The sequence below is a fragment of the Kocuria carniphila genome (assembly GCF_004136555.1).
In the GTDB taxonomy this organism is placed as follows: Bacteria; Actinomycetota; Actinomycetes; order Actinomycetales; family Micrococcaceae; genus Kocuria; species Kocuria carniphila.
Genome location: NZ_NOIT01000009.1, coordinates 15,281 through 38,534 on the forward strand (window position 1 = coordinate 15,281; position 23,254 = coordinate 38,534).

Sequence of the window (23,254 nt, forward strand, 5' to 3'; positions counted from 1 at the left end):
GCCGCGCCGCCTCATTCCCGCCGGTGATCCGAATCACTTGTTACGCTCCCTAAGCATGGGAATGAGCCACGCAGCCAACGAGACTCCTGACCGCAACCCCCGTGATCTTACGGTCAGCCCGGAACCGTCACGCGCGTACCTGGAGCAGCTCGAACGGGACACCGAGCGACGCAAGAACGAGCTGGAGCATCACCTGGCCGACCACGCGGGCGCCTCAGACGAACTGCACGAGCGCCTCGAATCCCTGGTCGACGATCAAGCCACCGACCTGCACCGCGTACTGCACGAACTGCACGAAAACCCCGAGACGGCGTTCCAGGAACACTTTGCCGTGCAACAGATTCTCGCCCATCTCAAGGCCCACGACATTCCCGCGGAGAATCCCGCGTTCGGCTTGGACACCGCCATCCACGCGGAGATCGCCTCCGAAGACTTTGATCCGCAAAGCCACCGCACCATCGCGATCATGTCCGAGTACGACGCACTGCCCGGCATCGGCCACGGCTGCGGTCACAACGTGATTGCCGTGACCGGACTGGGCGCGTTCGTCGCACTCGTCGAGCTCATCCGCGACAACCCTTCCGCGTTTTCCGGTCGCGTGGTCTACCTGGGCACCCCCGCGGAAGAGGGCGAGGGCGGCAAGGAGATCATGGCCCGGGCCGGCGCCTTGGAAGGCATCGACGCGGCCGCCATGGTGCACTCCTACGTCACGGATCTCGTGGACCAGGTCTGGCTCGGACGCCGCCAGTGCACCGTGCACTACCGCGGCCGGGCGGCCCACGCCTCGTCGCACCCTTTCATGGGACGCAACGCGCTCGACGCCGCCGTGCTCGCCTACCAGGGGCTGGGGCTGTTGCGACAGCAGACCCCGCCGACCGATCGCATCCACGCCGTGCTGCCCGAGGGTGGGGAACGGCCGAACATCATCACCGAAACCGCCACGCTGCAGCTGTACGTGCGCTCGCAGCGACCGGACACGCTCAAGGCCCTGTCGGAACGCGTCACCGAAATCCTGCAGGGGGCGGCACTGATGGCCGGAGTGGGGGTGGACATCGACTGGGATTCCTCGCCGGCCACGCTGCCCGTGCTGGGCAACGCGCCGCTGTCCGATCGCTGGATCCTGGCCCAGCGGCGTCGTGGGCGCGATCCGTTCCCGGCAGGCACGGTGTCCGAGGTGCTGGCGGCCTCCACCGATTTCGGCAACGTCAGCTACCGCATCCCGGGCATCCACCCGTTGATCAGCATCACGGACCAGGACATGGGGCTGCACACCCGAGATTTCGCGGCCGCGGCGGCCACCCCACTCGCCGAGAGCGCCGGGGTCGACGGCGCCTACGGCCTGGCCGCGGTGGCCCTCGACTACCTGGTCGATGACACCCTCGCCCAGCACGTCACCGAAGATTTCGAGGCCAACGGCGGCGGAATCGCCGTGGAGAACTACTTCGACTGAGCCGACCCGGCCGGTCACCACCAGGAAAAGATTCATCGATCACTGACCATCATGGAGTGCACATGAACGCCACCGCGACCAAGACATCGAATCTGGGGGACAGGCTTCTCACGGGCATCGAGCGGGTCGGCAACAAGCTGCCCGAACCGTTCGCCCTGTTCACGATCCTCTTCCTGATCACCGCGATCGTGTCCACGGCCATGGCCTGGGGCAATGTGATCGTCACGGTCCCGGGAACCGATGAGCCGCTAGCCATCAAGGGTCTGTTCACCGGCGAAGGCATCGCATGGTTCACGTCCACCCTGGGTGACAACTACATCGGCTTCCCGCCGCTGGTCACCGTGGCGACCATCTTGTTGGCCATCGGTATCGCTGAAAAGTCGGGCTTCCTGGCGGCCGCGATCCGCTACACGATCGGCAGTGCGCCCCGCTGGCTGCTGCCCTACACCGTGGGCTTCGTGGGTGTGGTCGGCTCCATCATGGCGGACTCCGCGTTCGTGGTGATCCCGCCGCTGGCCGCGCTCGCTTTCAAGGCTGCCGGCCGCCATCCGGTGGCCGGCCTACTGGGTGGTTTCGCCGCTGCGGGTGCCGGGTATTCGACCAATATCTTCCCGACGTCGCTCGACGCCCTGTTCGCGGGTATCACCAACGCCGTGATCCCCACCGTCCCCGCGCTCGCGGAGAACGCGACCGAGGTCAACCCGATCTCCAATTACTACTTCAACATCGTTTCGGCGCTCGTGCTCTCCGTGATTGCCGGCTGGGTGATCGACAAGATCGTGGAGCCGCGCGTGGAACGCGCCAAGGTTTCTCGGGAAGAGGTCAACCCGGAAACAAGCCAGCTCATGACCGACACCCGATCCATGCGGATCGTGGGCGACGAGCAAACCGTGACCGAGTCCCAGGAGCCCAAGACCGAAGCCGAACTGTCTCCTCGTGAGAAGAAGGCACTGATCTGGGCGTGCATGACGTTCGTGCTCATCGCCGTGGTGCTGACCGTATTCGCGCTGCTCCCCAACTCGCCGTGGCGCAATGAGGAGGGCAACTTCCTCCCGGCCTCCCCGCTGCTGGCCTCCATCGTGTTCATCATCTTCGTGTTCTTCTCCGTGAGCGGTTACGTCTACGGCCGCATTGCGGGCTCCATCCGGGGCTTCAAGGACGTTCCGGTCATGATGGGGGAGGCGCTCAAGGACATGACGTCCTTCCTGGTGCTGGCGTTCATCCTGGGTCAGTTCATCGCACTGTTCAACTGGTCCGGCATCGGCTCGTGGATCGCCGTGACCGGTGCAACCGGGCTGCAGAACGCGGGTGTGACCGGATTCCCCGTGATCATCGGCTTCATCATCCTGTGTTCACTGCTGAACCTGTTCATCATTTCCGGTTCGTCCATGTGGACCCTGATGGCCGCAGTGTTCGTGCCGATGTTCGGCATCCTGGGATTCGAACCCGCCTTCATCCAGGCAGCCTTCCGCGTGGGCGACTCCGCCACCCAGGTGATGACCCCGCTCAACCCGTACATGGTGGTGCTGTTGGCCATGCTCCGTAAGTACGAACCCGAGGCAGGCTTGGGCACGGTCATGGCCCGGATGATTCCGTTCGTGGTGCCCTTCTGGGTCGCGTGGACGATCATTCTCATGGTCTTCTACTTCTTCAACCTGCCACTGGGACCGGGTGTGGGAATCATGATCGAGCAGTAAGTCACGCCGGGCGCGAAAGGCCGCGAGCGGCGTCGTCGAGCCTGCGTAGAGTGGGCAGCAGACCCCATGACGATCGTGGAAAGGAACCATCGTGGCACTCATCGGCAAGAATCTCCTGGACGGACCGGAGCCCACCTACCTGGAGGAGAACCCCCAGCTGACCGCGCGTCTCGACGCCGGGGACGAGGCCGAGGATCTCGCGGCTGCATTCCCCAAGGAGCAGCTACCGTGGGCCATCCTCGCGGAGGAGGCGCTCGCGGACGGCCGCACCCTGGAGGGCTACGCGTACGCTCGCGTGGGTTACCACCGCGGCCTGGATTCGCTGCGCGGCCACGGCTGGAAGGGCCACGGACCGGTGCCGTACTCCCACGAACCGAACCGTGGGTTCCTGCGCGCACTGGCTGCACTGGGTAAAGCTGCCGCGCAGATCGGTGAGATGGACGAGGCCGCCCGTATCGAGAAATTCCTGGATGACTCGGACCCGGAGGCCGCGGGGCAGATCGCGCAGCGCTAACGCCGGTGGAATGACCGGGTGAACATTCGAGGCAGAGATCAGCACCAGGATCTCTGCCTCGAGCATCTGTGGTAGAGGAACGTAGCGTTATCGCACTTGAAGCGGCGATGCTCTGCCCAGAATGTTCGGGCCGCGAACCTATGCCTGAAATGTGCCACTCCGATGGTTCCCTCGTGACCTCCCACTCCAAAAGGTGAAGTGCGAGTGTCCCTCCCCCCGACCGCTGGCGGCATCGAGCCCGCCTGTGTCGCGCATCACTGCCGAGCGTGCACAATGGAGGGACACCCCGGGGTTCGATGCAGAGCCATGAGCGCAACCTGCCAGGCTCGCGCGCCCCATCTACGGCAGGAGCGTGGCAGTCATGCGGATTTCGGTTCCCCGCGAAGTCAAACCCGAAGAGGCTCGAGTCGGGCTCACCCCGGCCGTGGTCACGGCGCTGACGGGTCGAGGCCATGAGGTGCTCGTGGAGCGCGGGGCCGGCGAGGGGTCGGGTTTCGACGACGCCGCCTACGAGACCGCCGGGGCCCGCATGGTCAGTGTTGACGACGCCTGGAATAACGCCGACATGGTGGTCAAGGTCAAGGAGCCGATTGCCCAGGAGTACGGCTACCTCCGCGAAGACCTCACACTGTTCACGTACTTGCACCTGGCGGCCAGTCGGGATCTGACCGAGGCACTGCTCACCAGCGGCACCACGGGTATCGCGTACGAGACGGTCCGCGTGGGGCGCACTTTGCCGCTGCTGCGACCCATGTCCGAAATCGCCGGGCGGCTGTCGATCGGCGCGGCAACCCGCTACATGCTGCACCACGAGGGTGGCCCCGGAATTCTCATGGGCCGCGTCCCTGGTGTGGTTCCGCCGGTGGTGTTGGTCATCGGCGGTGGCACCGTGGGTGAGCACGCGGCACGTGCGGCCGTAGGGCTCGGCGCGGACGTCACCGTGCTGGATGCCAGTGGTGACCGCATCCGCGAGCTGGATCTCATGCTGCCGGGCGCCCGCATTCTCATGAGCGATCCCCACCGGATCGAGGAAGAACTGCCCAAGGCGGACGTGGTGGTGGGTGCCGTACTGATCCCCGGCGCAGCGGCTCCCAAGCTGGTGCGGCGAGAGCACCTGAAACTCCTCAAGCCGCACGCACTTCTCGTGGATGTGGCCGTTGACCAGGGTGGTTGCTTCGAAACAACTCGCCCCACGAGCTACGACGACGCCACATATTACGTTGACGGCATACGTCACTACTGCGTGGCGAACATGCCCGGAGCGGTCCCTGTCACCGCCACCCAGGCGCTGACCAACGCCACCATGCCGTACGTGCTCAAGCTGGCCGGGGGCATCGAACAAGCGCTGGTAAGTGATCCGGGACTGGCCGAGGGGCTGTCCACGTTCCAGGGTGTGTTGCGCTCCCCGGGGGTCGCGGCCACGTTCCCGGATCTGCCGGCGGAGGTCTAGTCGGCAGCGTTGGTTCCTCGAGATCCGGCCGCAGTCAGTAAGGATCGCGGCCGGATTTTGAAAGCCGAATCCGGAGCGACTGAGCCGTCCGGGTGGCAGAAGCGTTAGGTGCGCGGAGCGGCGTCGTCGGCGGAGACCGAACCCGCCCGAGGCTTGATGAAGACCTTGCAGGCCAGGGCGATCAGGCACACCAGGATGAAGGTGGCGATCAGCTGGAACCGGACCACGGAATCGAGCAGGCCCAGGATGATGATCGCGGCCAGCAAGGCCAGAGCGAAGTAGGACAGCCACGGGAAGAGCCACATCTTCAGCGGTGATTCCACGCCGGCGCGGTCCGCGCGCTTACGCAGGATGATCTGGGAGATCAACGCCAGGCCCCAGACCACCAGGCACGTGGAGCCGATCACGTTGAGCATGATGTTCAGGATGGTTTCGGGCCACAGGTAGTTCAGCACCACCGCGATGAAGCCGAACAGCACCGAGATCACCACGGCGGCACGGGGGACTCCTCGTGAAGAAGTGCCCGCGAGGGCGTTGGGCGCGGAACCGCGTCGTGCCAGCGAGTAGAGCATGCGCGAGCTGCCATAGACGTTGGCGTTGAGCGCGGACAGCAACGCCAGGATGATCACGATGTTCATGAGAACGTCCGCGCCGGGGATGCCCGCCACGTTCAACACGGCCACAAACGGGCTGGAGGAAAGTTCGGTGTTGTTCCACGGCAGCACCAGGACCATGACGGTCACGGCACCCACGTAGAAAACCAGGATGCGGATCAGAATGGTGCGAATCGCCGCGGCCACGTTGCGCTGGGGGTCTTCGGTCTCGGCTGCCGCGATGGTGACCAGCTCGGTGCCTCCGAAGGCGAAGATCACCACGAGGAGCGCCGCCGCGACACCCGTGATGCCGTTTGGCATGAACCCGCCGTGTTCGGTGAGGTTACTCAGGCCGGGGGAGGGTGCGGGAAGCACACCGATCAGCAGGAGAACGCCCACCGCCAGGAACGCGACCACCGCGGCGACCTTGAGGAGCGCGAACCAGAACTCGGTTTCGCCCAGGGTGCCCACGCGCACCAGGTTGATGGCGGTGAAAACGGCCATGAAGATCAGTGCCCAGACCCACTGGGGCAGAGACGGCCACATCTCGGTGACCAGTTGCGCGGCCGCCGTGGCTTCGGCCGCGACGACCACCACGATCTGTGCCCACCACAACCAGCCGAGTGCGCGGCCCACGGTGGGTCCCATCGCCTTACCGGCATAGGTCGAGAACGCACCCGATGAAGGATCTGCTGCGGCCATCTCACCCAGTGCACGCATGACCAGCACGAGCAGCAGACACGCCACCAGGTAGGAGATCAGCACGGCGGGGCCGGCGGTCTGGATGGCGGCACCCGTTCCCACGAACAAGCCGGTGCCGATCGCCGAGCCCAGGGCCATCATCACCAGGTGGCGCGGCTTGAGATAGCTGCTCTGCGCCTTTTGGGCGTTCTGGGTGTTGCTGTGGGGAGTGTGCTCCACCGGTCCGTCGTGAAAAGTACTGCTCCCCGTTCCCTGGACTGGCGCGGAGGGAGCGGAGGTGGGACGCGAATTCGACGGACTCATAGCCATCAACGTTACCCCCGTTCCGGGCCCGTCCAGGCACCGTGAAAGGTCACGAGGCTGTGGTTGTCGTCGCACCCCGTTAGAATCGGGAGGTACGTGCTCGTGGTGCGTACACCTCAACTGTTGTCGTGCCAAATGGGTTCGCGCCCGGGCAGGAGAATTCTGCAATGCCAGCAATCGTGATCGTCGGAGCCCAATGGGGCGACGAGGGTAAAGGCAAGGCCACGGACCTCCTGGGTGGTCGAGTGGACTACGTGGTCAAGCCCAACGGCGGTAACAACGCCGGGCACACCGTAGTGGTGGGCGGCGAGAAGTTCGAGCTCAAGCTCCTTCCCGCGGGCATCCTCAGCCCCAACGCAACCTCGGTGATCGGCAACGGTGTGGTCATCAACCCGCAGGCCCTGTTCGAGGAGATCGACGGTCTCGAAGCCCGCGGAGCAGACACCTCCCACCTGCGCATCTCTGCCAACGCGCACCTGGTGGCTCCGTACCACCAGACCCTCGACCAGGTCACCGAACGGTTCCTGGGCAAGCGGGCCATCGGCACCACCGGCCGCGGTATCGGACCCACCTACATGGACAAGGTGGGTCGCCTGGGCATCCGCGTTCAGGACGTGCTGGACGAGTCGATCCTGCGCCAGAAGATCGAGGGCGCGCTGCGCCAGAAGAACGAGCTGCTGGTCAAGCTGTACAACCGCCGCGCGTTCGAGGTGGACGAGATCGTGGAGTACTTCATGGGCTTCGCGGACCGCCTGGCACCCATGATTGTGGACTCCACGCGTCTGCTCAACGAAGCCCTTGATCGTGACGAAGTGGTGCTCATGGAAGGCGGCCAGGCCACGTTCCTGGACGTGGACCACGGCACCTACCCGTTCGTGACCTCGTCCAACCCCACCGCAGGCGGCGCGTCCGTTGGTTCGGGTGTGGGCCCCACGCGTATCACACGCGTGATCGGCATCCAAAAGGCGTACACCACCCGCGTGGGGGCCGGCCCGTTCCCCACCGAGCTCTTCGACGACATGGGCGAGCAGCTGCGCAAGACCGGCGGCGAATTCGGCGTGAACACCGGCCGCCCGCGCCGCACCGGCTGGTACGACGCCGTCATGGCCCGCCAGGCCTCGCGCATCAACGGCTTCACGGACCTCTTCATCACCAAGCTGGACGTGCTCACCGGCCTGGACGAGATCCCGGTGTGCGTCGCCTACGACGTGGACGGTCAGCGCTTCGACGAAATGCCCATGACCCAGTCCGACTTCCACCACGCCAAGCCCATTTACGAGAACTTCCCGGGCTGGAAGGAAAACATCACCGGCGCCCGCAGCATGGAAGACCTCCCGGCCAACGCCCGCGCGTACATCAAGGCGCTCGAGGGTATATCCGGTTGCCGGATCTCCGCGATCGGTGTGGGCCCCGACCGCGAGGACACCATTGTGGTGCGGAATCTGATCGAGGGCTGACCTCCCGGTCGAACTTACTGACACGCCGACGCCGCTCCAAGCCTTGGAGCGGCGTCGGCGTGTTTTTCTAAGGTGTTTGACCCCGAGGCAGCTGCATTTCTTGGAGTCCTGACTCACATTAATTTAGTGATCACTTGCTGTGGGTTCATCGGGTCGAAGATCATTCGGATCAAGCGGTTCCCGGACCCCGAAAGCGTCGACAAAGAATTCCTCGCCCGTGTCAGGGTCGGTTTCGATGTGAGGCCACCCCTCGTAGCTCGGCCATCCTGTTTCCTCTCGCAGCGCGTCCACGGCCTGAAGAACAACTACGACGATGAGAACGGCCAGAATAATCCAAATGATTGGGTTTTTGAGGATGACTGCCGCAATCACGAACACGATCATCATCAGACATCTTGACCGAAGATTTGAAACGGTCGCTGGTTTCAGCTTGAACAAGGCCCTTCGTTTCACTGAGGGCACCTCGTTGTGCGGTCTCGGGTGACTGGTGCGAAAAGAGGCGGATCGAACATCACAGCCGCGCCCCCCCAACTTCAAATCCACGTGAGTGAACGTCAGCGTACGCTCCTACGGGCGGGCCTCGGAATACCGAGACACGATCCGTTATCCCCCAAAATAGGGACCTACCGGTCTGGTGAGGCACGATGCCGGGCCGGAAAGCGGCAGAAATTCCCTGCTGGAGGGGAGGGCCCCGTGTTGGCGGAGGGTGTCCGCTAGGCTCGCTCATTATCATTATCGTTCAGCTCCAGCCCCCGTGGAGCCCCCCGGAACGTGTAACGCCAATAGAGAGGCACGTCCGTGTCCAAGGAAACCGCTCCCGCTGTGAGCACTGAAGCCGAGGGTCAGGGGCTGCGCCGCAGCCTGGAAACCCGGCACATGACCATGATCGCGATGGGTGGCGCGATCGGTACGGGCCTGTTCGTGGCCTCCGGTAATTCGATCGCCACCGCTGGGCCTGGTGGCGCATTAGTCGCGTACATCGCGATCGGGCTCATGGTGTACCTGTTGATGCAGTCATTGGGTGAGATGTCTGCATGGCGGCCCACGTCCGGCTCCTTCGGTGATCACGCCGCCAACTACGTCTCGCCGTCCTTCGGGTTTGCGATTGGTTGGAATTACTGGTTCAACTGGGCTATCACCCTGGCCGCGGAACTCGTGGCCGCCGCGCTGGTGATGCGCTATTGGTTCCCGGACGTGCCGTCCTGGATTTGGTCGGCGTTGTTCCTGCTCACGGTGTTCTCCCTGAATGCGCTGTCCACGCGCGCCTATGGCGAGGGCGAGTTCTGGCTGGCTGCCATCAAGGTGGCCGCGGTGGTCGTCTTCCTGGGACTGGGCGTTCTGATGATCTCCGGAATCATGGGCGGGGAGCCGTCCGGGTTCGACAACTGGACTACGGGTGAGGCGCCGTTCGTCGGAGGACCCATCACCATTCTGGCGATCTTCATGGTCGCGGGCTTCTCCTTCCAAGGCACCGAGCTGGTCGGTGTGGCCGCCGGTGAGGCCAAGGATCCCGAACGCACGGTGCCCAAAGCCATCCGCACCGTGTTTTTCCGCATCCTGCTGTTCTACGTAGGCGCGATCACCGTGATCGGCTTCCTGCTTCCCTACACACACCCGAATCTGCTCGCCTCGGACATCGAGGACATCGCGATCTCGCCCTTCACTTTGGTGCTTGAGAATGCTGGTGTCGCCTTCGCGTCCTCGATCATGAACGCGGTGATCCTCACGGCCATCCTGTCCGCGGGCAACTCCGGCTTGTATGCCTCGACACGTATGTTGTGGTCGCTGGCCATGGACGGCAAGGCCCCCAAGTTCCTGCGCAAGCTCAACAAGCGCGGCATCCCCATGCGAGCGCTGCTGGCAACCTCCGCCTTCGGGTTGCTCGCCTTCGGTACTACCTGGTTCGGCGACGGTGCCGTGTACACCTGGTTGATCAACGCGTCCGCGCTGGCTGGCTTCATCGTGTGGGCCGGTATCGCCTGGACGCACTACAAGTTCCGTCAGGCGTTCAAGGCGCAGGGTCGTTCGGTCAAGGAGCTGCCGTTCCGCGCCAAGTTCTTCCCCGCGGGGCCGATCATCGCGCTGGCCATGTGCTTGCTGGTGATCGTGGGCCAGAGCTACGAGGCGTTCATCAACGACACCGTGACCCCTCTGTCCTTGCTTACCTCGTACATCGGGCTGCCACTGTTCCTGGCGTTCTGGTTCGGTCACAAGTTCGCCACCAAGTCCCACGCCGTGGATCCGGCTCAGGCTGACCTGTCACGGAATCCCCAGATCGTGGATCGCCGCAGCGACCTGGTCTAGAACACCACCACGGTGACCAGGCCCAGGACCCCCAGGGCCACCACGGCCGTCGAGGTCACCACCACGGCTACCGCGTCCGGCTCCACGTGCTCGTTGCTGATCCCCACGGAGCCGCGGCGGTACCGTGCCTGCTGAGTAGTGTAAATGCCGATTGCGGTACATGCTGCCAAACCGAAAAGCGCCAGCACGAACGGGCCGTGGGTGGGCAGCCACCGCAGGAATATGGCGGCAGCAGTGCACAGGGCCAGCATGGTGCGACCCCAGGACAGCACCGTGCGTTCAGGCTGCAGCCCCGGGTCTTCGTGGAAACGTTGCGCAGTGCGTGGCATGGCTCAGCGGGTCAGGACGACAACGACCAGGACGCCGGAGGCAATGGCCCCGCCCACGGCCACCAGCGGTGCAATGATCGGCAGCGGTAGAGGTGCCTTGTGGCGCATGGAGCGCTCCACGCCCAGCCAGCGGAAGGTTGCCCCCGCGCTCAACAGCATGCCCAGGAGCAGCAGCACGGTGGCCAGGAATTTGCGGATGGCTAGGTCGAAGATATCGCCCGTGAACGCCTCGATGGCGATGCCGCCGGCCAGGAACGCGAGTGAGGTGCGGATCCAGGCGAGGAATGTGCGTTCATTGGCCAGGGTGAACCGGGGGTCGGGCTCGCTGCCGCCCTTCAGCACGCGTTCGCTGAACGAACTACGACGCCGCTCGGCCGGGTCTTCTGCGGAACTCACCTGGTCTCCTTCGACAGGATTTCTACGATATTTGTCGCAGGTTACTAAGGAAGCTTCCCGGGCGACACACATTGTCTCGGTGCAATGAATGGCTCCTAAAGCATGGGTTGCCCTTGCTCTGTGCGCCAGGATGACACCAACTGCACGCTACGACCTCGCGGAGGCACCTTATGAGTTCCACCCATTCTTCGGGCAACGATCCCACGAACTACCGGGACTCCACTCAAGAGTATGCACCGAACGGAGGCGCACAGGGCGGGAATCCGTCAGTACCCGCCAACCAAGTCTCCCCGTACGGCCAGCCTCCCGGCCGTTGGGAGTATGTGCCGGTCAGCGCTCAGGACGCGCAGCAGCAGGACCAGGCAGCCAGGAGTTCCGAGGCATCTCTGGTGCTGGGCATTTTGGGTGTGGTGATACTTCCCATCCTCGCGCCGTTCGCCCTGTGGCAGGCCTATAAGTCCGAGAAGCTGGGTGGCCGAGCAACCGCCGGTAAGGTCCTCGGCTGGGTGGGTGTTGCCCTGCTGATCCTGGGCATCCTGTGGGCGATTGCGTTCTTCGCGTTCTTCGGAGTGGTGATGAGCGAGTTCGAGACAGTCACGAGCACCAACATCTGACCTGATCACCCTCAACGGGATCGCCCCTTTCCGGGGCGATCCCGTCAGGACCTCAACACGTCACCAAATCGCGACGCGCTCCTGCTGTGGAAGCCACATCTGGTCCGATTCCTGAACGTCGAAGGCCTCGTAGAAGGCGTCCACGTTGCGCGGGGTCTGGGCGGCGCGGAACTCCGCGGGGGAGTGCGGGTCTGTGGCGATGCGGGTCTTGAGCGCCTCGTCGCGGGACTTCTCCTGCCACACGTAGGCCCAAGACACGAACAGGCGCTGCGCCGGGGTGAACCCATCAATGGGCTCGGTATCCGGGGCGGCCTTCTTGTCCTGCGCGGTTCGCCAGGCCTTGTACGCGATGGACAGCCCGCCCAGATCGCCGATGTTCTCGCCCAGGGTCAGTTCACCGTTGAGCTTGGGGGCGTTCTCGGAACCGTCGAACTGCGCCGGCGACAGCGCCGCGTACTGGTCCACGAGCCGTGCCGTGCGGGACTCGAAGGCCTCGCGATCGGCGTCGGTCCACCAGTTGCGCAGCTTGCCCTCACCGTCGCACGTGGAGCCCTTATCGTCGAAGCCGTGGCCGATCTCGTGACCGATCACCGCGCCGATACCCCCGTAATTGACGGCATCGTCCGCGTCCTGGCTGAAGAACGGGGGCTGCAGAATGGCGGCGGGGAACACGATTTCGTTACGCAGCGGGTGGTAGTAGGCGTTCACGGTCTGCGGGGTCATGAGCCATTCGTGCTTTTCCACGGGCTGGCCTGCCTTGCGGGCGATCTCGTCCACCGCGAACTGCGAGGTGCGCACCACATTGCCCACCAAGTCTTCGCCGTCCATGTACAGCGCCGAGTAGTCCTTCCACTTCTCCGGGTATCCGATCTTGGGCGTGAATCCGGAGAGTTTCTTGAGTGCCTCGGCGCGGGTGTCCTCGGTCATCCAGTCGAGGGTCTCGATGGAATCGCGGTATGCGCCCAGCAGGTTGTCGACCAGCTCGTCCATGCGTGCCTTGGCCACGGGCGGGAAGTATTCCTGCACGTACAGCTCACCCACGGCCTCGCCGAGCGCGCTATTGACCAGGGCGACGCCGCGCTTCCAACGGTCCTTGAGTTGCGGAGTTCCGGACAGCACCGTTCCGTAGAACGCGAAGTTCTCGTTCACGAACGCTTCCGGCAAGTAGGACGCCCGAGCGGAGACCACGTGCCAGCGGGCCCAGGACTTCCACGCGGGAAGCAGTTCGTCCGTGATCAGCTCGTCCAGCCCGGTGAAGAAGCTGGGCTGCGCGTTGACCACGGTGGCCAACTGATCTTCGGTCAGCCCCACGCCCAACAGTACGGAGTACCAGTCCAGGCGGGACACTTGCCCCGCGAGTTCGGTGAAGGTCATGGGGTTGTACATCTTGGTCAGGTCCCGAACGGTGACCTTGTCCCAGTGGTGGGATGCGATGCGCGTCTCGAGGCCCATCACGGCCTGAGCCTGTTCAGCTGCATCGTCGAAGCCAGCGAGTGAGAGCATCTTCTCCACGTGGGCCACGTACTTCTCGCGGATCTCCTGGTACTGGTCCTCGCGGTAGTACTCCTCGTCCGGCAGGCCCAGTCCGGACTGACCCACGAACACCATGTTGCGCTGGGGATCACCGGGATCGGAGTCCAGATCGATGTCCAGGGCACCGCCGATGCCCCGGCGCAGGGCCGTACCGAACCAGCGTGAGAGGGATTCGGTGGAATCCACGGCCTCGACCGCGTTCAAGTCCTCGCGCAGTGGTTCCGTTCCGAGCGCCTCAATGCGCTCGGTGTCCATGAAGGAGGCGTAGAGCAAGGCGATCTTCTGCTCGGAACTCTGCCCCGCGGCGGCGTCGTCAGCGTCCGGCTTGGCCTGCCTGATGATGTTCCGCACGGCCTCCTCGGCCTGATCGCGCAGCTCGATGAACGCGCCCGTGGTGGCCTTGTCATCCGGGATGGTGGCGTTGGCCAGCCAGGTCCCGTTCACGAATCGGAACAAATCGTCCTGGGGACGCACGGAGCGGTCGAATGCTTGCAGATCAAACACGGAAGTGGTCATGCAGCCACGCTACTGAACCGCGGTGACGCGCACTACAGAGCCCTCGAGCTGTTCCCGGAGGGCAGAATGGTTGCCATGGACGGAGAACAGATCCAGGACTACGCCGCTTCGGTGGCAGCTGAGCTACCCTCGGCCGAAAAGGACTTCCCGTTCGGGGACGAGACCACCGTGTACCGGGTGGCCGGCAAGATCTTCATTCTCGTGGCATCCCCGTACGGCAGGCCACTGGTGAACCTCAAGGTGGATCCCGAACACTCCGTGGCCCTGCGCCAGACCGTGGCTGGCATCGAGCCGGGCTGGCACATGAACAAGAAGCACTGGATCTCACTGGCTGGTTCCGAACAGATCACCGAAGACCTGGTGACGGAGCTGGTGCACGAGTCCTACGAGCTGATCGTGGAGTCCTTACCCCGAAAGAATCGACCGGTGGAGTACCGCTTCCGAGCCGACTGACGCCCAATTCATGGGAATCGTCCCCAACGAATCCCGGCCGAGCTGCCAGCTACTCGTTCTGGTCGCCTTTTTCGTCTTCCACGGTGGCCTCGGAAATGCGCTCCCCGCGTCGCTCCGCCATGAGCAACTCCCACGTGCGGAGCAATCGCGGCAGCGTGATGATCACCAGACCCCCCACCATGTTCAACGGGATCACCCACGCGAACCACACGAACCAGTCGGTGTAGGAATACTCCCAGCCCGCGTGCATGGCTCCGAACATGACAATGGAATTCAAGGCCCCGTGAAGCATGCCCATGCCCACCACGAGCAAACCGCCGATGAGCGAGATGACCGCCGTCATCACATCGTTTCCCGTGCCCTGCTGCATGCGCGTCATGAGCGTGATGGTGGAACCCGCGAGCAACGCCAGGCATACGGTTTCGAACGTCAGGCCGTTTTCCACGTACCCGCTCGACACCTTGATCAGGGAATCGGTCATGTCCGGGAAGGCCGCCACGACCACCCACATGAAAGCCCAACCGCCGGCCAGGTTGGTCACCAGGGTCACGGCCCACAGTCGAACGAGCGACAGCCACGAGCCATGTCCCGCCACCACCGCATTGATGGGCAGCAGAAAGTCTTCCGTGAACAGCTCGGAATGAGCGAGTCGCAGCGCCAACAGGCCAATGCCGAACGCCATGCCCGCCAGAAGCTTGGAACCCGTGGCGTCCATGACCGCAATCATGGCCATGATGCCTAGACCCACATCGATGCCGCCGAACAGGCCCGTAATGATCAGGGCCCGCCACGTGCGATGCAGTCGGTCGGTGCCCTCCTGGACGGTGTTCTGGAACTCTTCGACCAGTTCGTCCTCGAGGGGCTGGTCGGTGCGCCCGGAGGCTCGGCGCTTGGATTCACTGCTCGAGTGATCTGACATGAGCACAGCGTAGGCGAAAGTTTCTCGCCCCGAGGCTGTGCCGTTCGAGCACGTCACAAGTCTGCTTTGCTGATGGGCAGAAATTCGTGACACCCACCCTCTGTTCGTGCGCAAAGGATTAATGCTTTTATTTCTGTTACAACACTTGAAAAAGCGTTAGAAAGGGTGCTTACTATATATATGGAACGTGGTTCTGAGCATTGCCCGTTCGGCGCTATCAGGGGGAACCAAAGCGCCGGATGGACCACGGTTCCAAGACGTCACTGCGGCGCCCGTTCATGGCCCACCACGTCGAGCTGCACCTTAGCTCGGTGCAACGGCGGTTCACCGGGACATCATCCATGAACGGAAGGGGCGGGTACCGGCGCGATCATTCGGGGAGAAATTCGCGTCAGTACCCGCCCCGTTGGCTCAGTGACGTCCCCTGGTCAGCCCTTGCCGGTGAACTCCGGCTTGCGCTTCTCCTGGAACGCCGCAAAACCTTCCGCGTAATCCTCGGTTGAGCACAGCGCCGCCTGAGCCTTGTTCTCGGCGGCCATGGAGTCCCACAGACCCACCTTGGCATCGCGTACCTGCGCCACGAGTTTCTTGGACGCCAGGTACGCTTGAGTGGCACCCTTGGCGGCCTTGGAGACGCGCTTCATCGTGAAGTCCAGCAGTTCATCGCCCGGGACGGCCCGCGAGAACAGGCCGGCGGCCACCGCCTCCGCGCCCTTCATCATCTCCGCCGTGTAAATCAGATCCAGGGTGCGATGGGCCCCGAGCCGCTCCGTGAACAGCGCGTGCCCGCCCGAATCGAGTGTGGCTCCCAGGTTGGCGAACGGCGATCCGATGGTGGCGTCCTCGGCCACGTAAACGACATCCGTGGCAATGGCCAGCCCCAGCCCAACGCCCAGGCACGCGCCGTGGACGGCCGCGAACGTGGGCGCCGGGAAATCGGCCATCTGCTGCAGTAGCGGCTGCACCTTGCCGGTCAAGTACGCGTCGGTGTCATCGGTCGCCGGATCCACCTGGGAGATATCACGGCCCGCGCAAAACGCACGGCCCTCACCGCGCAGCACCAGGGCGCGCACCCCCGCCTGCTCAGCCTCCGTATACGCCTGCGCCAGCGCGTCCAGGGCGGCTGCGTCCAACGAATTCAGCTTCTTGGGTGCGTTGAGCACCACGTGGGCAATGTTGTCCTCGATCGTCAGGTCAATCATGGGGTTCTCCTTGCGATTCGGTTCCTACGCCCGGTTTCGACCGAGGCGAGTGGGCACATACGACGACGACGCCGCGCGGGTCCCAGCGCGGCGTCGTCGGCAAAGCACGCGAATTCAAGCGTCGAAGTCGACGCTCAGTTCCTTGGAGGTGGGGCGGGTCTGGCAGGTCAGTACGTAACCGGCGTCCACCTCGTCCTTCTCGAGCGCGAAGTTCTCTTCCATCTCGAACTCGCCACCGGTGACCTTGGCGCGGCACGTGCCACACACACCGCCGGCGCACGCGAACGGAACGTCCGGGCGAACGCGCAGCGCTGCGTTGAGCACGGTCTCGTTCGCGGACATCGGCGACTCGACCTCGCCGCTGGCGCCGTCGAGATTGAAGGTGATCTTGTAGTTGTCACCCTTGGGATCGGCCTTGACCACGCGGCCCTGCTGACCCTGCGGAGCAGCAGGCTTGCCCGTGGTGAACAGCTCGAAGCGCACCTTGGACTCGTCCACGCCGCGTTCCTTCAGAGTGTCGCGGCACAACTGGACCAGCTCGAAGGGCCCGCACAGGAACCACTCGTCCGCGGAATTCACCTGGATCACGTGATCCAACAGCTCTTCCAGTTTGTCCTGGTCGATTCGGCCGGACATTAGCGGGGAAATGCGCTGCTCACGCGAGAGCACGTGGTGGATAGCCACGCGGGACGGGTACTTGTCCTTGAGGTCACCGAGCTCCTCGGCGAACATCACGTCCATCGACGAACGGTTGGCGTAGACCAGGTCCATTGATGCCGTGTCCGAGGCGCGCAGGATGGCGCGGGCGATGGACATGATGGGGGTGATACCGGAACCTGCGGCGAAGGCGACCAAATGAACGTTCTTGTTCTTGGCCACCTCCTGGCGCGCCAGTTCCTCCGGGTTGTTCATGGAGGTGATGTTCACCTTGGAGGTGAAGGCACCCTGCGGGTTCATCACGTCCAGGACATCGCCGACCTTGAGCTGCTCGTTGGCCCACGTGGAGAAAACGCCGCCCATGTCCTTCTTGATGGCCACGCGGATCTCACCCGGTTTGGGGTCCGCGCAGATCGAGTAGGAGCGGCGCACCTCGTGGCCGTTGATCTGGGCGCGCACGGCAACGTACTGGCCCGGAAGGTAGTCGTAGTCGTCCACGAGATTCTCGGGAACCGCGAACGTCACCTCCACGGAATCGGAGGTGAGCTTACGCACCTCGGACACCTCGAGGGTGTTGAACGCGCCCCGACGCTTGGCGACGGGCTTGGCCTCAATGGTTTCGCTCATGTCAGTGCACCTTGAAGTAGTCGAAGGGTTCCTTGCAGTCGTTGCAGACCCACAGGGCCTTGCACGAGGTGGACCCGAAGCGGGTCATCTCGCGGGTGTTCAACGAACTGCAGCGAGGACATTTGACGGACAGGGCCAAGCGGACCGGTCCCGAATTGTGCCCGGCGGCCGTGCGGCCGGTGGGTGGGGCAATGCCGTACTCGGTGAGCTTGGCCTGACCGGCCGGACTCATCCAGTCCGTGGTCCAGGCCGGGCGCAGTACCTGCACAACGCGCACGTTGCGGTAGCCGGCGGCCTGAACCACGGTCTCCAGATCAGCGGCCATGGTGTCCATGGCCGGGCAACCGGAGTAGGTGGGGGTGATCACCACAACGGTCTCGTCCTGGCCCGCGTACGCATCGCGCAGCACACCCAGATCCTCGAGCGTGAGCACGGGGATCTCTGGGTCGCACACGGTAGCGGCGACATCCCACAGCTTGGCGTCCTCCTCGTTGGAAGGGCGCTGGGACGGGCCCAGCGGCAACTCGCGGGGAGCGGCGTCGTGACGAAGTACGGAATCGGAAGAAACGCGAGAGGACATCTAGATCACCACTTGGCCCCGGGATGCTTGCGCGCGAGCGACTGCATTTCGGCCAGGATGTAACCGCGGTACTCCGAGTACTCGCCGTCGCGCGGGGCATCGGACAAGCGTGCCTGCGTGACTTTGGGGACCTCGAGCTCGGCCTCGGCCAGCAGGGCCTCGATGCGCTTCATGGTGTTCTCGCGCAGCGTGGACGGGCGGACCGCGATGCCCTCGAGCTCGTCGTGCAGCGGTTCGTCCGCGAACAGCTCGTCCAGGTACGGCCACATGTAGTAGAGGCCTTCCTGGATGCGACGCTTGGACTCGTCGGTGCCCAGGCCCAGGCGCAGAATCCACTGTGCCGCGTGGTCCTGGTGGTACTCGACCTCCTTGACCGCCTTGTCCGCGATGGCGGCCAAGGTCTGGTCCTGGGAGGACTGCAACGCCGAGTAGAGCTCGTACTGGTAGAAGGAGAACAACAGCTGGCGGGCGATGGTCTGCCCGAAGTCACCGTTCTCCTGCTCGACCAGGCGGACCGAGCGGAACTCCTCTTCGTCGCGGAAGTACGCGAGGTCGTCCTCGGACTTGCCCCACGCGGAACCCGCGTAGGTCAGGAGGAAGCGAGCGTGACCCACCATGTCCAAGGCGATGTTGCCCAGGGCGATGTCTTCCTCGAGCTCGGGAGCTCGAGAGATCCACCAGCCCAGACGCTGAGCCAGCATCAGGGAATCGTCCCCGAGGCGCAGGGCATACTGGGCGACCGGCTCGGACGCCTTGCCACCGGAGCCCGCGATGTCCTCAGCGGTGATCGCATTTCCGGCGGACTGCTTAGTCGCGGAGTCGTGTGATGCGAAAGCGCTCACAGGTGCTTCACCCCTTCACTCTTGGTGTAGTAGGTGGCGTGGCGGTAGCTCTTGCCCTGAGCGGACTCGAAGTAGCCACCCTTGGAGTCCGGATCGGAGGAGGTAATCGCGTCAGCCGGGACGACCCACACGCTGGTGCCTTCATTGCGGCGGGTGTACAGGTCGCGTGCATTACGCACGGCCATGGTGGCGTCCGGGGCGTGCAGCGAACCCGCGTGCACGTGGGACAGGCCGCGCGAGGAGCGCACGAAGACCTCCCACAGGGGCCAGTTACCGGTGGTGTTTTCGCTCATGTTCAGGCTCCGATGAGTTCGGCGGACGCGCGGCCCGCAACAATGCTGACTTCTTCGTTGTCGTTGGCTGACTCTGCTGCCTCGGCAGCGGCCTGCATCTGACGCTTGGCGTAGGCCTCGGCTGCTTCACGGACCCAGGCGCCGTCGTCGTGGGCCTTGCGGCGGCGCTGCATGCGCTGCACGTTGCACGGGCCGGAGCCCTTGATCACGGACATGAACTCGTCCCAGTCCAGCTGGCCGTAGTCGTAGTGACCGCGCTCCTCGTTCCACTTCAGATCGGCATCCGGCAGGGTCAGGCCCAGGGCCTCCGCCTGCGGCACGATCATGTCCACGAAACGCTGACGCAGCTCGTCATTGGAGAAGCGCTTGATGTTCCACTCCATGGACTGCTGGGAGTTGGGGGAGTCGGCATCCGGCGGGCCGAACATCTGCAGGGCGGGGCCGTAGGTGCGGTTCACAGCGTCCTGTGCCATCTGCTTCTGTTCCTTGGAGCCGTGGGAGAGCTCGTAGAGGATCTCCCAGCCCTGGCGCTGATGGAAGGACTCTTCCTTGCAGATGCGGACCATGGCGCGGCCGTAGGGTCCGTAGGATGCGCGGCACAGGGGAACCTGGTTGCAGATGGCGGCACCGTCGACCAGCCAGCCGATGGCTCCCATGTCAGCCCAGGTGCGTGCCGGGTAGTTGAAGATCGAGGAGTACTTGGCCTTGCCGGAGAGCAGCTGCTCGTTGAGGACCTCGCGGGGAGTGCCCAGGGTCTCGGCGGCGGAGTACAGGTACAGACCGTGACCGGCCTCGTCCTGGACCTTGGCCATCAGAATGGCCTTGCGCTTGAGGCTCGGTGCGCGGGTGATCCAGTTGGCTTCCGGCTGCATGCCGATGATTTCCGAGTGCGCGTGCTGAGAAACCTGACGGGTCAGGGTCTTACGGTAGGCCTCGGGCATCCAGTCGCGGGGCTCGATGCGGGAGTCGTCCGCAATGAGCGTGTCGAAGTGCTGCTGGTCCACGGAGTTCTCGGTGGAAGTGGTTTGTTCAGTCATGGTGTCCCTCAGTTCACGGATGAGTTGGGGCGGAGCAAGCTGCCGCGGACTCCGCTTCGATAATAACTGACCGCTCGTTCAGAATATAGCCGTAGAATGTGGTCGTCAACACAAACCTCGAAAAAATGTGATCCACTTGACAGGACATCACATTCTGCGATTCCCTACTGACCATTCGGTCATATAATGTGAGGGAGACAACATGCCGGACCATCCGATTCTCCGCGGGGACAAGACCTCGGAGTGGCTGGGGATCACCGTTCATCGGGCGGACCCGGGTCACGCCATAATCAGCATGACCGTGCGGGAAGAGATGCTCAACGGATTCGGCATCGTCCACGGGGGCATGATCTTCAGCCTGGCTGATTCATGCTTCGCCATGGCCTGCAACGACCCCACCGGGGACGGCAGCACCATCACGGTGGCGCAGGGCGTGGACATCAACTTCATCAGTTCAGCTCGGGTCGGTCAGACACTGACCGCCGAGGGTCGTGAGATCGCCACCACCGGTCGCAGCGGACTCTACGACATGCGCGTCACCGCCGAAGACGGCTCAGTGATTGCTCAGTTCCGCGGCCGTAGCCGTACCGTGCCCAACCGTCAGAAAGCGTAAGGTCATGACCACCTGCTCCGTTCCCAATCCGTACAAGCCCACCAAGTCCGCGGATCCCTCGCAGCCGGATCCCGAAGAGACCATGACCCGGGACCAGATCGAGGCGTTGCAGACCGAGCGTCTCAACTGGACCCTGCACTACGCCTACGAGAACGTTCCGGCGTACAAGGAGCTCTTCGACGAGCACGGCGTGCACCCGGATGACTTCAAGGAACTCGAGGACTTGGCCAAGTTCCCGTACACGGACAAGGAATTCCTGCGGAAGTCCTACCCGTTCAAGTCTTTCGCCACGCCCATGTCCGAGATCCGCCGCATCCACGCGTCGTCCGGAACCACCGGTCAGCCCACCGTGGTGGCCTACACCGAGGACGACCTGGAAACCTGGGGCACCCTGGTGGCCCGCTGCTTCCGTATGTCCGGTGTGAAGCCCGGCGACAAGGTGCACAACGTGTACGGCTACGGCCTGTTCACTGGCGGCCTGGGTGCCCATTACGGTGCCGAGCGTCTTGGCTGCGCCGTGATTCCGATGTCCGGCGGCCAGACCGACAAGCAGGTGCAACTGATTCAGGACTTCCAGCCGGAAATCATCCTGTCCACGCCCACCTACCTGCTGACCATTGCCGACGGGTTCCGGAAGCACGGGATCGATCCGCGCGAGACCTCCCTCAAGCACGCCGTGCTCGGTGCCGAGCCGTGGACCGAGGAAATGCGCCACGAGATCGAGAAGACCTTCAACATCACCGCGTGCGACATTTACGGCCTGTCCGAGGTTATGGGCCCCGGCGTGGCCGGCGAGTCCGTGGAGACCAAGGACGGTTCCCACATCTGGGAGGACCACTTCCGCCCGGAAATCATCGACCCGTTCGACGATCGCGTGCTGGACACGGGTGAGCCCGGTGAGCTGATCTTCACGTCACTGACCAAGCAGGCGTTGCCGATCATTCGTTACCGCACCCACGACCTGACACGTTTGCTGCCGGGTTCGGTGCGCCCGGGGCACCGCCGCATGGGCCGCATCACGGGCCGTTCGGACGACATGATCATCCTGCGCGGCGTGAACCTGTTCCCGTCCCAGATCGAGGAACTCGCCCTGCAGATCCCAGAGCTCTCCCCGCACTTCACGCTGGAGATCACCCGGCCCAAGCGCATGGATCAGATGACCATCCACATCGAGCGTCGCGAGGGGGCCACGCTCGAGGAGGCTCAGGAGGCCGGCAAGAAGCTCGTCCACGAGATCAAGACCAAGATCGGTTCGTCCGCCGCGATCAACGTGGTGGAGCCCGGCTCGCTGGAGCGTTCTTCCGGCAAACTGCGCCGCATCTACGATCACCGTGACAAGTAGGCTCTGATCAGTCATGACGCCGAGCACCGGGGGTTTCCTCCGGTGCTCGTTGCGTTCGGCTCGCGGTAGCCTGTAGTGATTGCTCAGTAACAGAAAGTAGAGTCCGGTTTCATGCCAGCTCAGCCACGCTCCCTCACTCACGACGACGCCGCTTCGGCGCCTCGTCGCGGTCGTCCCGGCTACGACCGGGAGACCTTGCTGGCCGTGTGTGTGGAGGTGTTCAACCGCCACGGTTATGACGCCACGTCCATGGGGACTCTGTCTTCTCACCTGGGCATTTCCAAGTCTGCGATCTACCACCACGTGGCCTCCAAGGAAGAGATCCTGGAACAGGCGCTCAACCGCGCGCTGGATTCACTCGAGGCCGTTTTTGAGCACGTCCAGGCCACCGATTCCCGCGCCGTGAACAAGCTCGAGATGATCATTCAGGGCTCCGTGCGGGTGCTGGTGGATCAAATGCCCTACGTGACGCTGCTGCTGCGACTGCGCGGGAACTCGCCGGTCGAGCTGAAGGCGCTCGAGCGGCGTCGGCAATTGACGCGGATGGTCGAGAACCTGGTGCGCACCGCCCAGGACGAAGGCGACCTGCGCACCGACATCTCCAACAAATCCGCGCCCCGTTTGATGCTGGGCATGGTCAACTCGATCGTGGACTGGTACCAGCCCGAACGCTCCGGAACGGTGGACCAACTTTCCGACACCGCGGTGAAGATGATCTTCGCCGGCCTGCGGGCGATGTAGCGGCAGCTTTCGAGTTGCCGCCGAGATCTGAGACATCCTTAGGCCGCCGCCAAGATTCCAGACACTTTCACGCCACCCATAACGGCTCTG

General features: G+C 63.8%; 23 protein-coding genes. 11 read left to right on the forward strand and 12 right to left on the reverse strand.

The window, feature by feature from the left end; translation table 11 throughout:
• Positions 1–61: 61 nt before the first annotated feature.
• The 4 genes from EWV37_RS07740 to ald all read left to right on the forward strand — a co-directional run bounded on the left by EWV37_RS07740 (position 62) and on the right by ald (position 5,111).
• Positions 62–1,450 carry an amidohydrolase gene (locus tag EWV37_RS07740; RefSeq protein ID WP_380098137.1) on the forward strand — a complete coding sequence of 463 codons (1,389 nt, stop codon included), beginning with the start codon at positions 62–64 and terminating at the stop codon, positions 1,448–1,450.
• Positions 1,451–1,512: 62 nt separating this feature from the next.
• Positions 1,513–3,147, forward strand: coding sequence for an AbgT family transporter (locus EWV37_RS07745; protein ID WP_095798789.1), 1,635 nt, complete (start codon positions 1,513–1,515; stop codon positions 3,145–3,147).
• A 91-nt stretch (positions 3,148–3,238) separates the two neighbouring features.
• Positions 3,239–3,661: a DUF3151 domain-containing protein gene (locus EWV37_RS07750; protein ID WP_095798790.1), complete on the forward strand. Its 423-nt coding sequence runs from the start codon at positions 3,239–3,241 to the stop codon at positions 3,659–3,661.
• Positions 3,662–4,022: 361 nt separating this feature from the next.
• Entirely contained in the window at positions 4,023–5,111 is a 1,089-nt protein-coding gene (gene ald, locus EWV37_RS07755; protein ID WP_095798791.1) for an alanine dehydrogenase, read from the forward strand.
• Positions 5,112–5,215: 104 nt separating this feature from the next.
• On the opposite strand, the gene EWV37_RS07760 is transcribed toward ald, so the two are convergent.
• Positions 5,216–6,625, reverse strand: a complete 1,410-nt coding sequence (locus tag EWV37_RS07760; protein ID WP_095798792.1) for an amino acid permease — start codon at positions 6,623–6,625, stop codon at positions 5,216–5,218.
• A gap of 251 nt (positions 6,626–6,876) precedes the next feature.
• Here EWV37_RS07760 and EWV37_RS07765 point away from each other — a divergent pair, with 251 nt between their 5' ends.
• Positions 6,877–8,166: an adenylosuccinate synthase gene (locus EWV37_RS07765; protein WP_129700855.1), complete on the forward strand. Its 1,290-nt coding sequence runs from the start codon at positions 6,877–6,879 to the stop codon at positions 8,164–8,166.
• A gap of 123 nt (positions 8,167–8,289) precedes the next feature.
• Here the strand turns inward: EWV37_RS07765 and EWV37_RS07770 are convergent, their stop codons facing one another.
• Positions 8,290–8,553 (reverse strand): hypothetical protein, encoded by a 264-nt coding sequence (locus EWV37_RS07770; protein ID WP_095798794.1) that lies wholly within the window; start codon positions 8,551–8,553, stop codon positions 8,290–8,292.
• A 489-nt stretch (positions 8,554–9,042) separates the two neighbouring features.
• Here EWV37_RS07770 and EWV37_RS07775 point away from each other — a divergent pair, with 489 nt between their 5' ends.
• Positions 9,043–10,470 (forward strand): amino acid permease, encoded by a 1,428-nt coding sequence (locus EWV37_RS07775; protein WP_095796614.1) that lies wholly within the window; start codon positions 9,043–9,045, stop codon positions 10,468–10,470.
• Here EWV37_RS07775 and EWV37_RS07780 read toward each other — a convergent pair.
• Both EWV37_RS07780 and EWV37_RS07785 read right to left on the reverse strand, forming a co-directional pair.
• Complete coding sequence (locus tag EWV37_RS07780; RefSeq protein ID WP_095796170.1) at positions 10,467–10,799, reverse strand: DUF202 domain-containing protein; 333 nt, start codon at positions 10,797–10,799, stop codon at positions 10,467–10,469. The genes EWV37_RS07775 and EWV37_RS07780 overlap by 4 nt on opposite strands.
• 3 nt (positions 10,800–10,802) lie before the next feature.
• Positions 10,803–11,195: a YidH family protein gene (locus EWV37_RS07785; RefSeq protein ID WP_095796171.1), complete on the reverse strand. Its 393-nt coding sequence runs from the start codon at positions 11,193–11,195 to the stop codon at positions 10,803–10,805.
• 170 nt (positions 11,196–11,365) lie between these two features.
• Here EWV37_RS07785 and EWV37_RS07790 point away from each other — a divergent pair, with 170 nt between their 5' ends.
• Positions 11,366–11,809 (forward strand): DUF4190 domain-containing protein, encoded by a 444-nt coding sequence (locus EWV37_RS07790; RefSeq protein WP_129700859.1) that lies wholly within the window; start codon positions 11,366–11,368, stop codon positions 11,807–11,809.
• Between the two features lie 60 nt (positions 11,810–11,869).
• On the opposite strand, the gene EWV37_RS07795 is transcribed toward EWV37_RS07790, so the two are convergent.
• A complete protein-coding gene (locus EWV37_RS07795; RefSeq protein WP_129700861.1) occupies positions 11,870–13,858 on the reverse strand; it encodes a M13 family metallopeptidase in 1,989 nt (662 codons plus the stop codon).
• A 75-nt stretch (positions 13,859–13,933) separates the two neighbouring features.
• On the opposite strand from EWV37_RS07795, the gene EWV37_RS07800 reads away from it, so the two are divergent.
• Positions 13,934–14,311, forward strand: coding sequence for an MmcQ/YjbR family DNA-binding protein (locus tag EWV37_RS07800; protein WP_095796615.1), 378 nt, complete (start codon positions 13,934–13,936; stop codon positions 14,309–14,311).
• 49 nt (positions 14,312–14,360) lie between these two features.
• Here EWV37_RS07800 and EWV37_RS07805 read toward each other — a convergent pair whose 3' ends face one another.
• The 7 genes from EWV37_RS07805 to paaA form a co-directional block, all read right to left on the reverse strand.
• A complete protein-coding gene (locus EWV37_RS07805) occupies positions 14,361–15,230 on the reverse strand; it encodes a formate/nitrite transporter family protein (protein ID WP_095796616.1) in 870 nt (289 codons plus the stop codon).
• 428 nt (positions 15,231–15,658) lie between these two features.
• Positions 15,659–16,432 (reverse strand): enoyl-CoA hydratase/isomerase family protein, encoded by a 774-nt coding sequence (locus EWV37_RS07810; protein ID WP_095796174.1) that lies wholly within the window; start codon positions 16,430–16,432, stop codon positions 15,659–15,661.
• Between the two features lie 114 nt (positions 16,433–16,546).
• Entirely contained in the window at positions 16,547–17,716 is a 1,170-nt protein-coding gene (gene paaE / locus EWV37_RS07815; RefSeq protein ID WP_095796175.1) for a 1,2-phenylacetyl-CoA epoxidase subunit PaaE, read from the reverse strand.
• A 1-nt stretch (position 17,717) separates the two neighbouring features.
• Entirely contained in the window at positions 17,718–18,296 is a 579-nt protein-coding gene (paaD, locus tag EWV37_RS07820) for a 1,2-phenylacetyl-CoA epoxidase subunit PaaD (RefSeq protein ID WP_193554307.1), read from the reverse strand.
• Positions 18,297–18,301: 5 nt separating this feature from the next.
• On the reverse strand, positions 18,302–19,138 hold the full coding sequence (gene paaC / locus EWV37_RS07825) for a 1,2-phenylacetyl-CoA epoxidase subunit PaaC (protein ID WP_129700863.1): 837 nt from the start codon (positions 19,136–19,138) through the stop codon (positions 18,302–18,304).
• Positions 19,135–19,431 (reverse strand): 1,2-phenylacetyl-CoA epoxidase subunit PaaB, encoded by a 297-nt coding sequence (gene paaB, locus EWV37_RS07830; protein ID WP_016995969.1) that lies wholly within the window; start codon positions 19,429–19,431, stop codon positions 19,135–19,137. Before paaB ends, paaC begins: the two co-directional genes overlap by 4 nt.
• Positions 19,432–19,433: 2 nt before the next feature.
• Entirely contained in the window at positions 19,434–20,468 is a 1,035-nt protein-coding gene (paaA, locus tag EWV37_RS07835; RefSeq protein ID WP_129700865.1) for a 1,2-phenylacetyl-CoA epoxidase subunit PaaA, read from the reverse strand.
• Between the two features lie 202 nt (positions 20,469–20,670).
• Here paaA and paaI point away from each other — a divergent pair, with 202 nt between their 5' ends.
• The 3 genes from paaI (at position 20,671) to EWV37_RS07850 (ending at position 23,164) form a co-directional block, all read left to right on the forward strand.
• Positions 20,671–21,081: a hydroxyphenylacetyl-CoA thioesterase PaaI gene (gene paaI / locus EWV37_RS07840; RefSeq protein WP_129700867.1), complete on the forward strand. Its 411-nt coding sequence runs from the start codon at positions 20,671–20,673 to the stop codon at positions 21,079–21,081.
• Positions 21,082–21,085: 4 nt separating this feature from the next.
• The gene (locus EWV37_RS07845) at positions 21,086–22,423 is read left to right on the forward strand and encodes a phenylacetate--CoA ligase family protein (protein WP_129700869.1); all 1,338 of its coding nucleotides are present in this window, start codon (positions 21,086–21,088) and stop codon (positions 22,421–22,423) included.
• Positions 22,424–22,534: 111 nt separating this feature from the next.
• A complete protein-coding gene (locus EWV37_RS07850; RefSeq protein ID WP_095796180.1) occupies positions 22,535–23,164 on the forward strand; it encodes a TetR/AcrR family transcriptional regulator in 630 nt (209 codons plus the stop codon).
• Positions 23,165–23,254 lie beyond the last annotated feature (90 nt).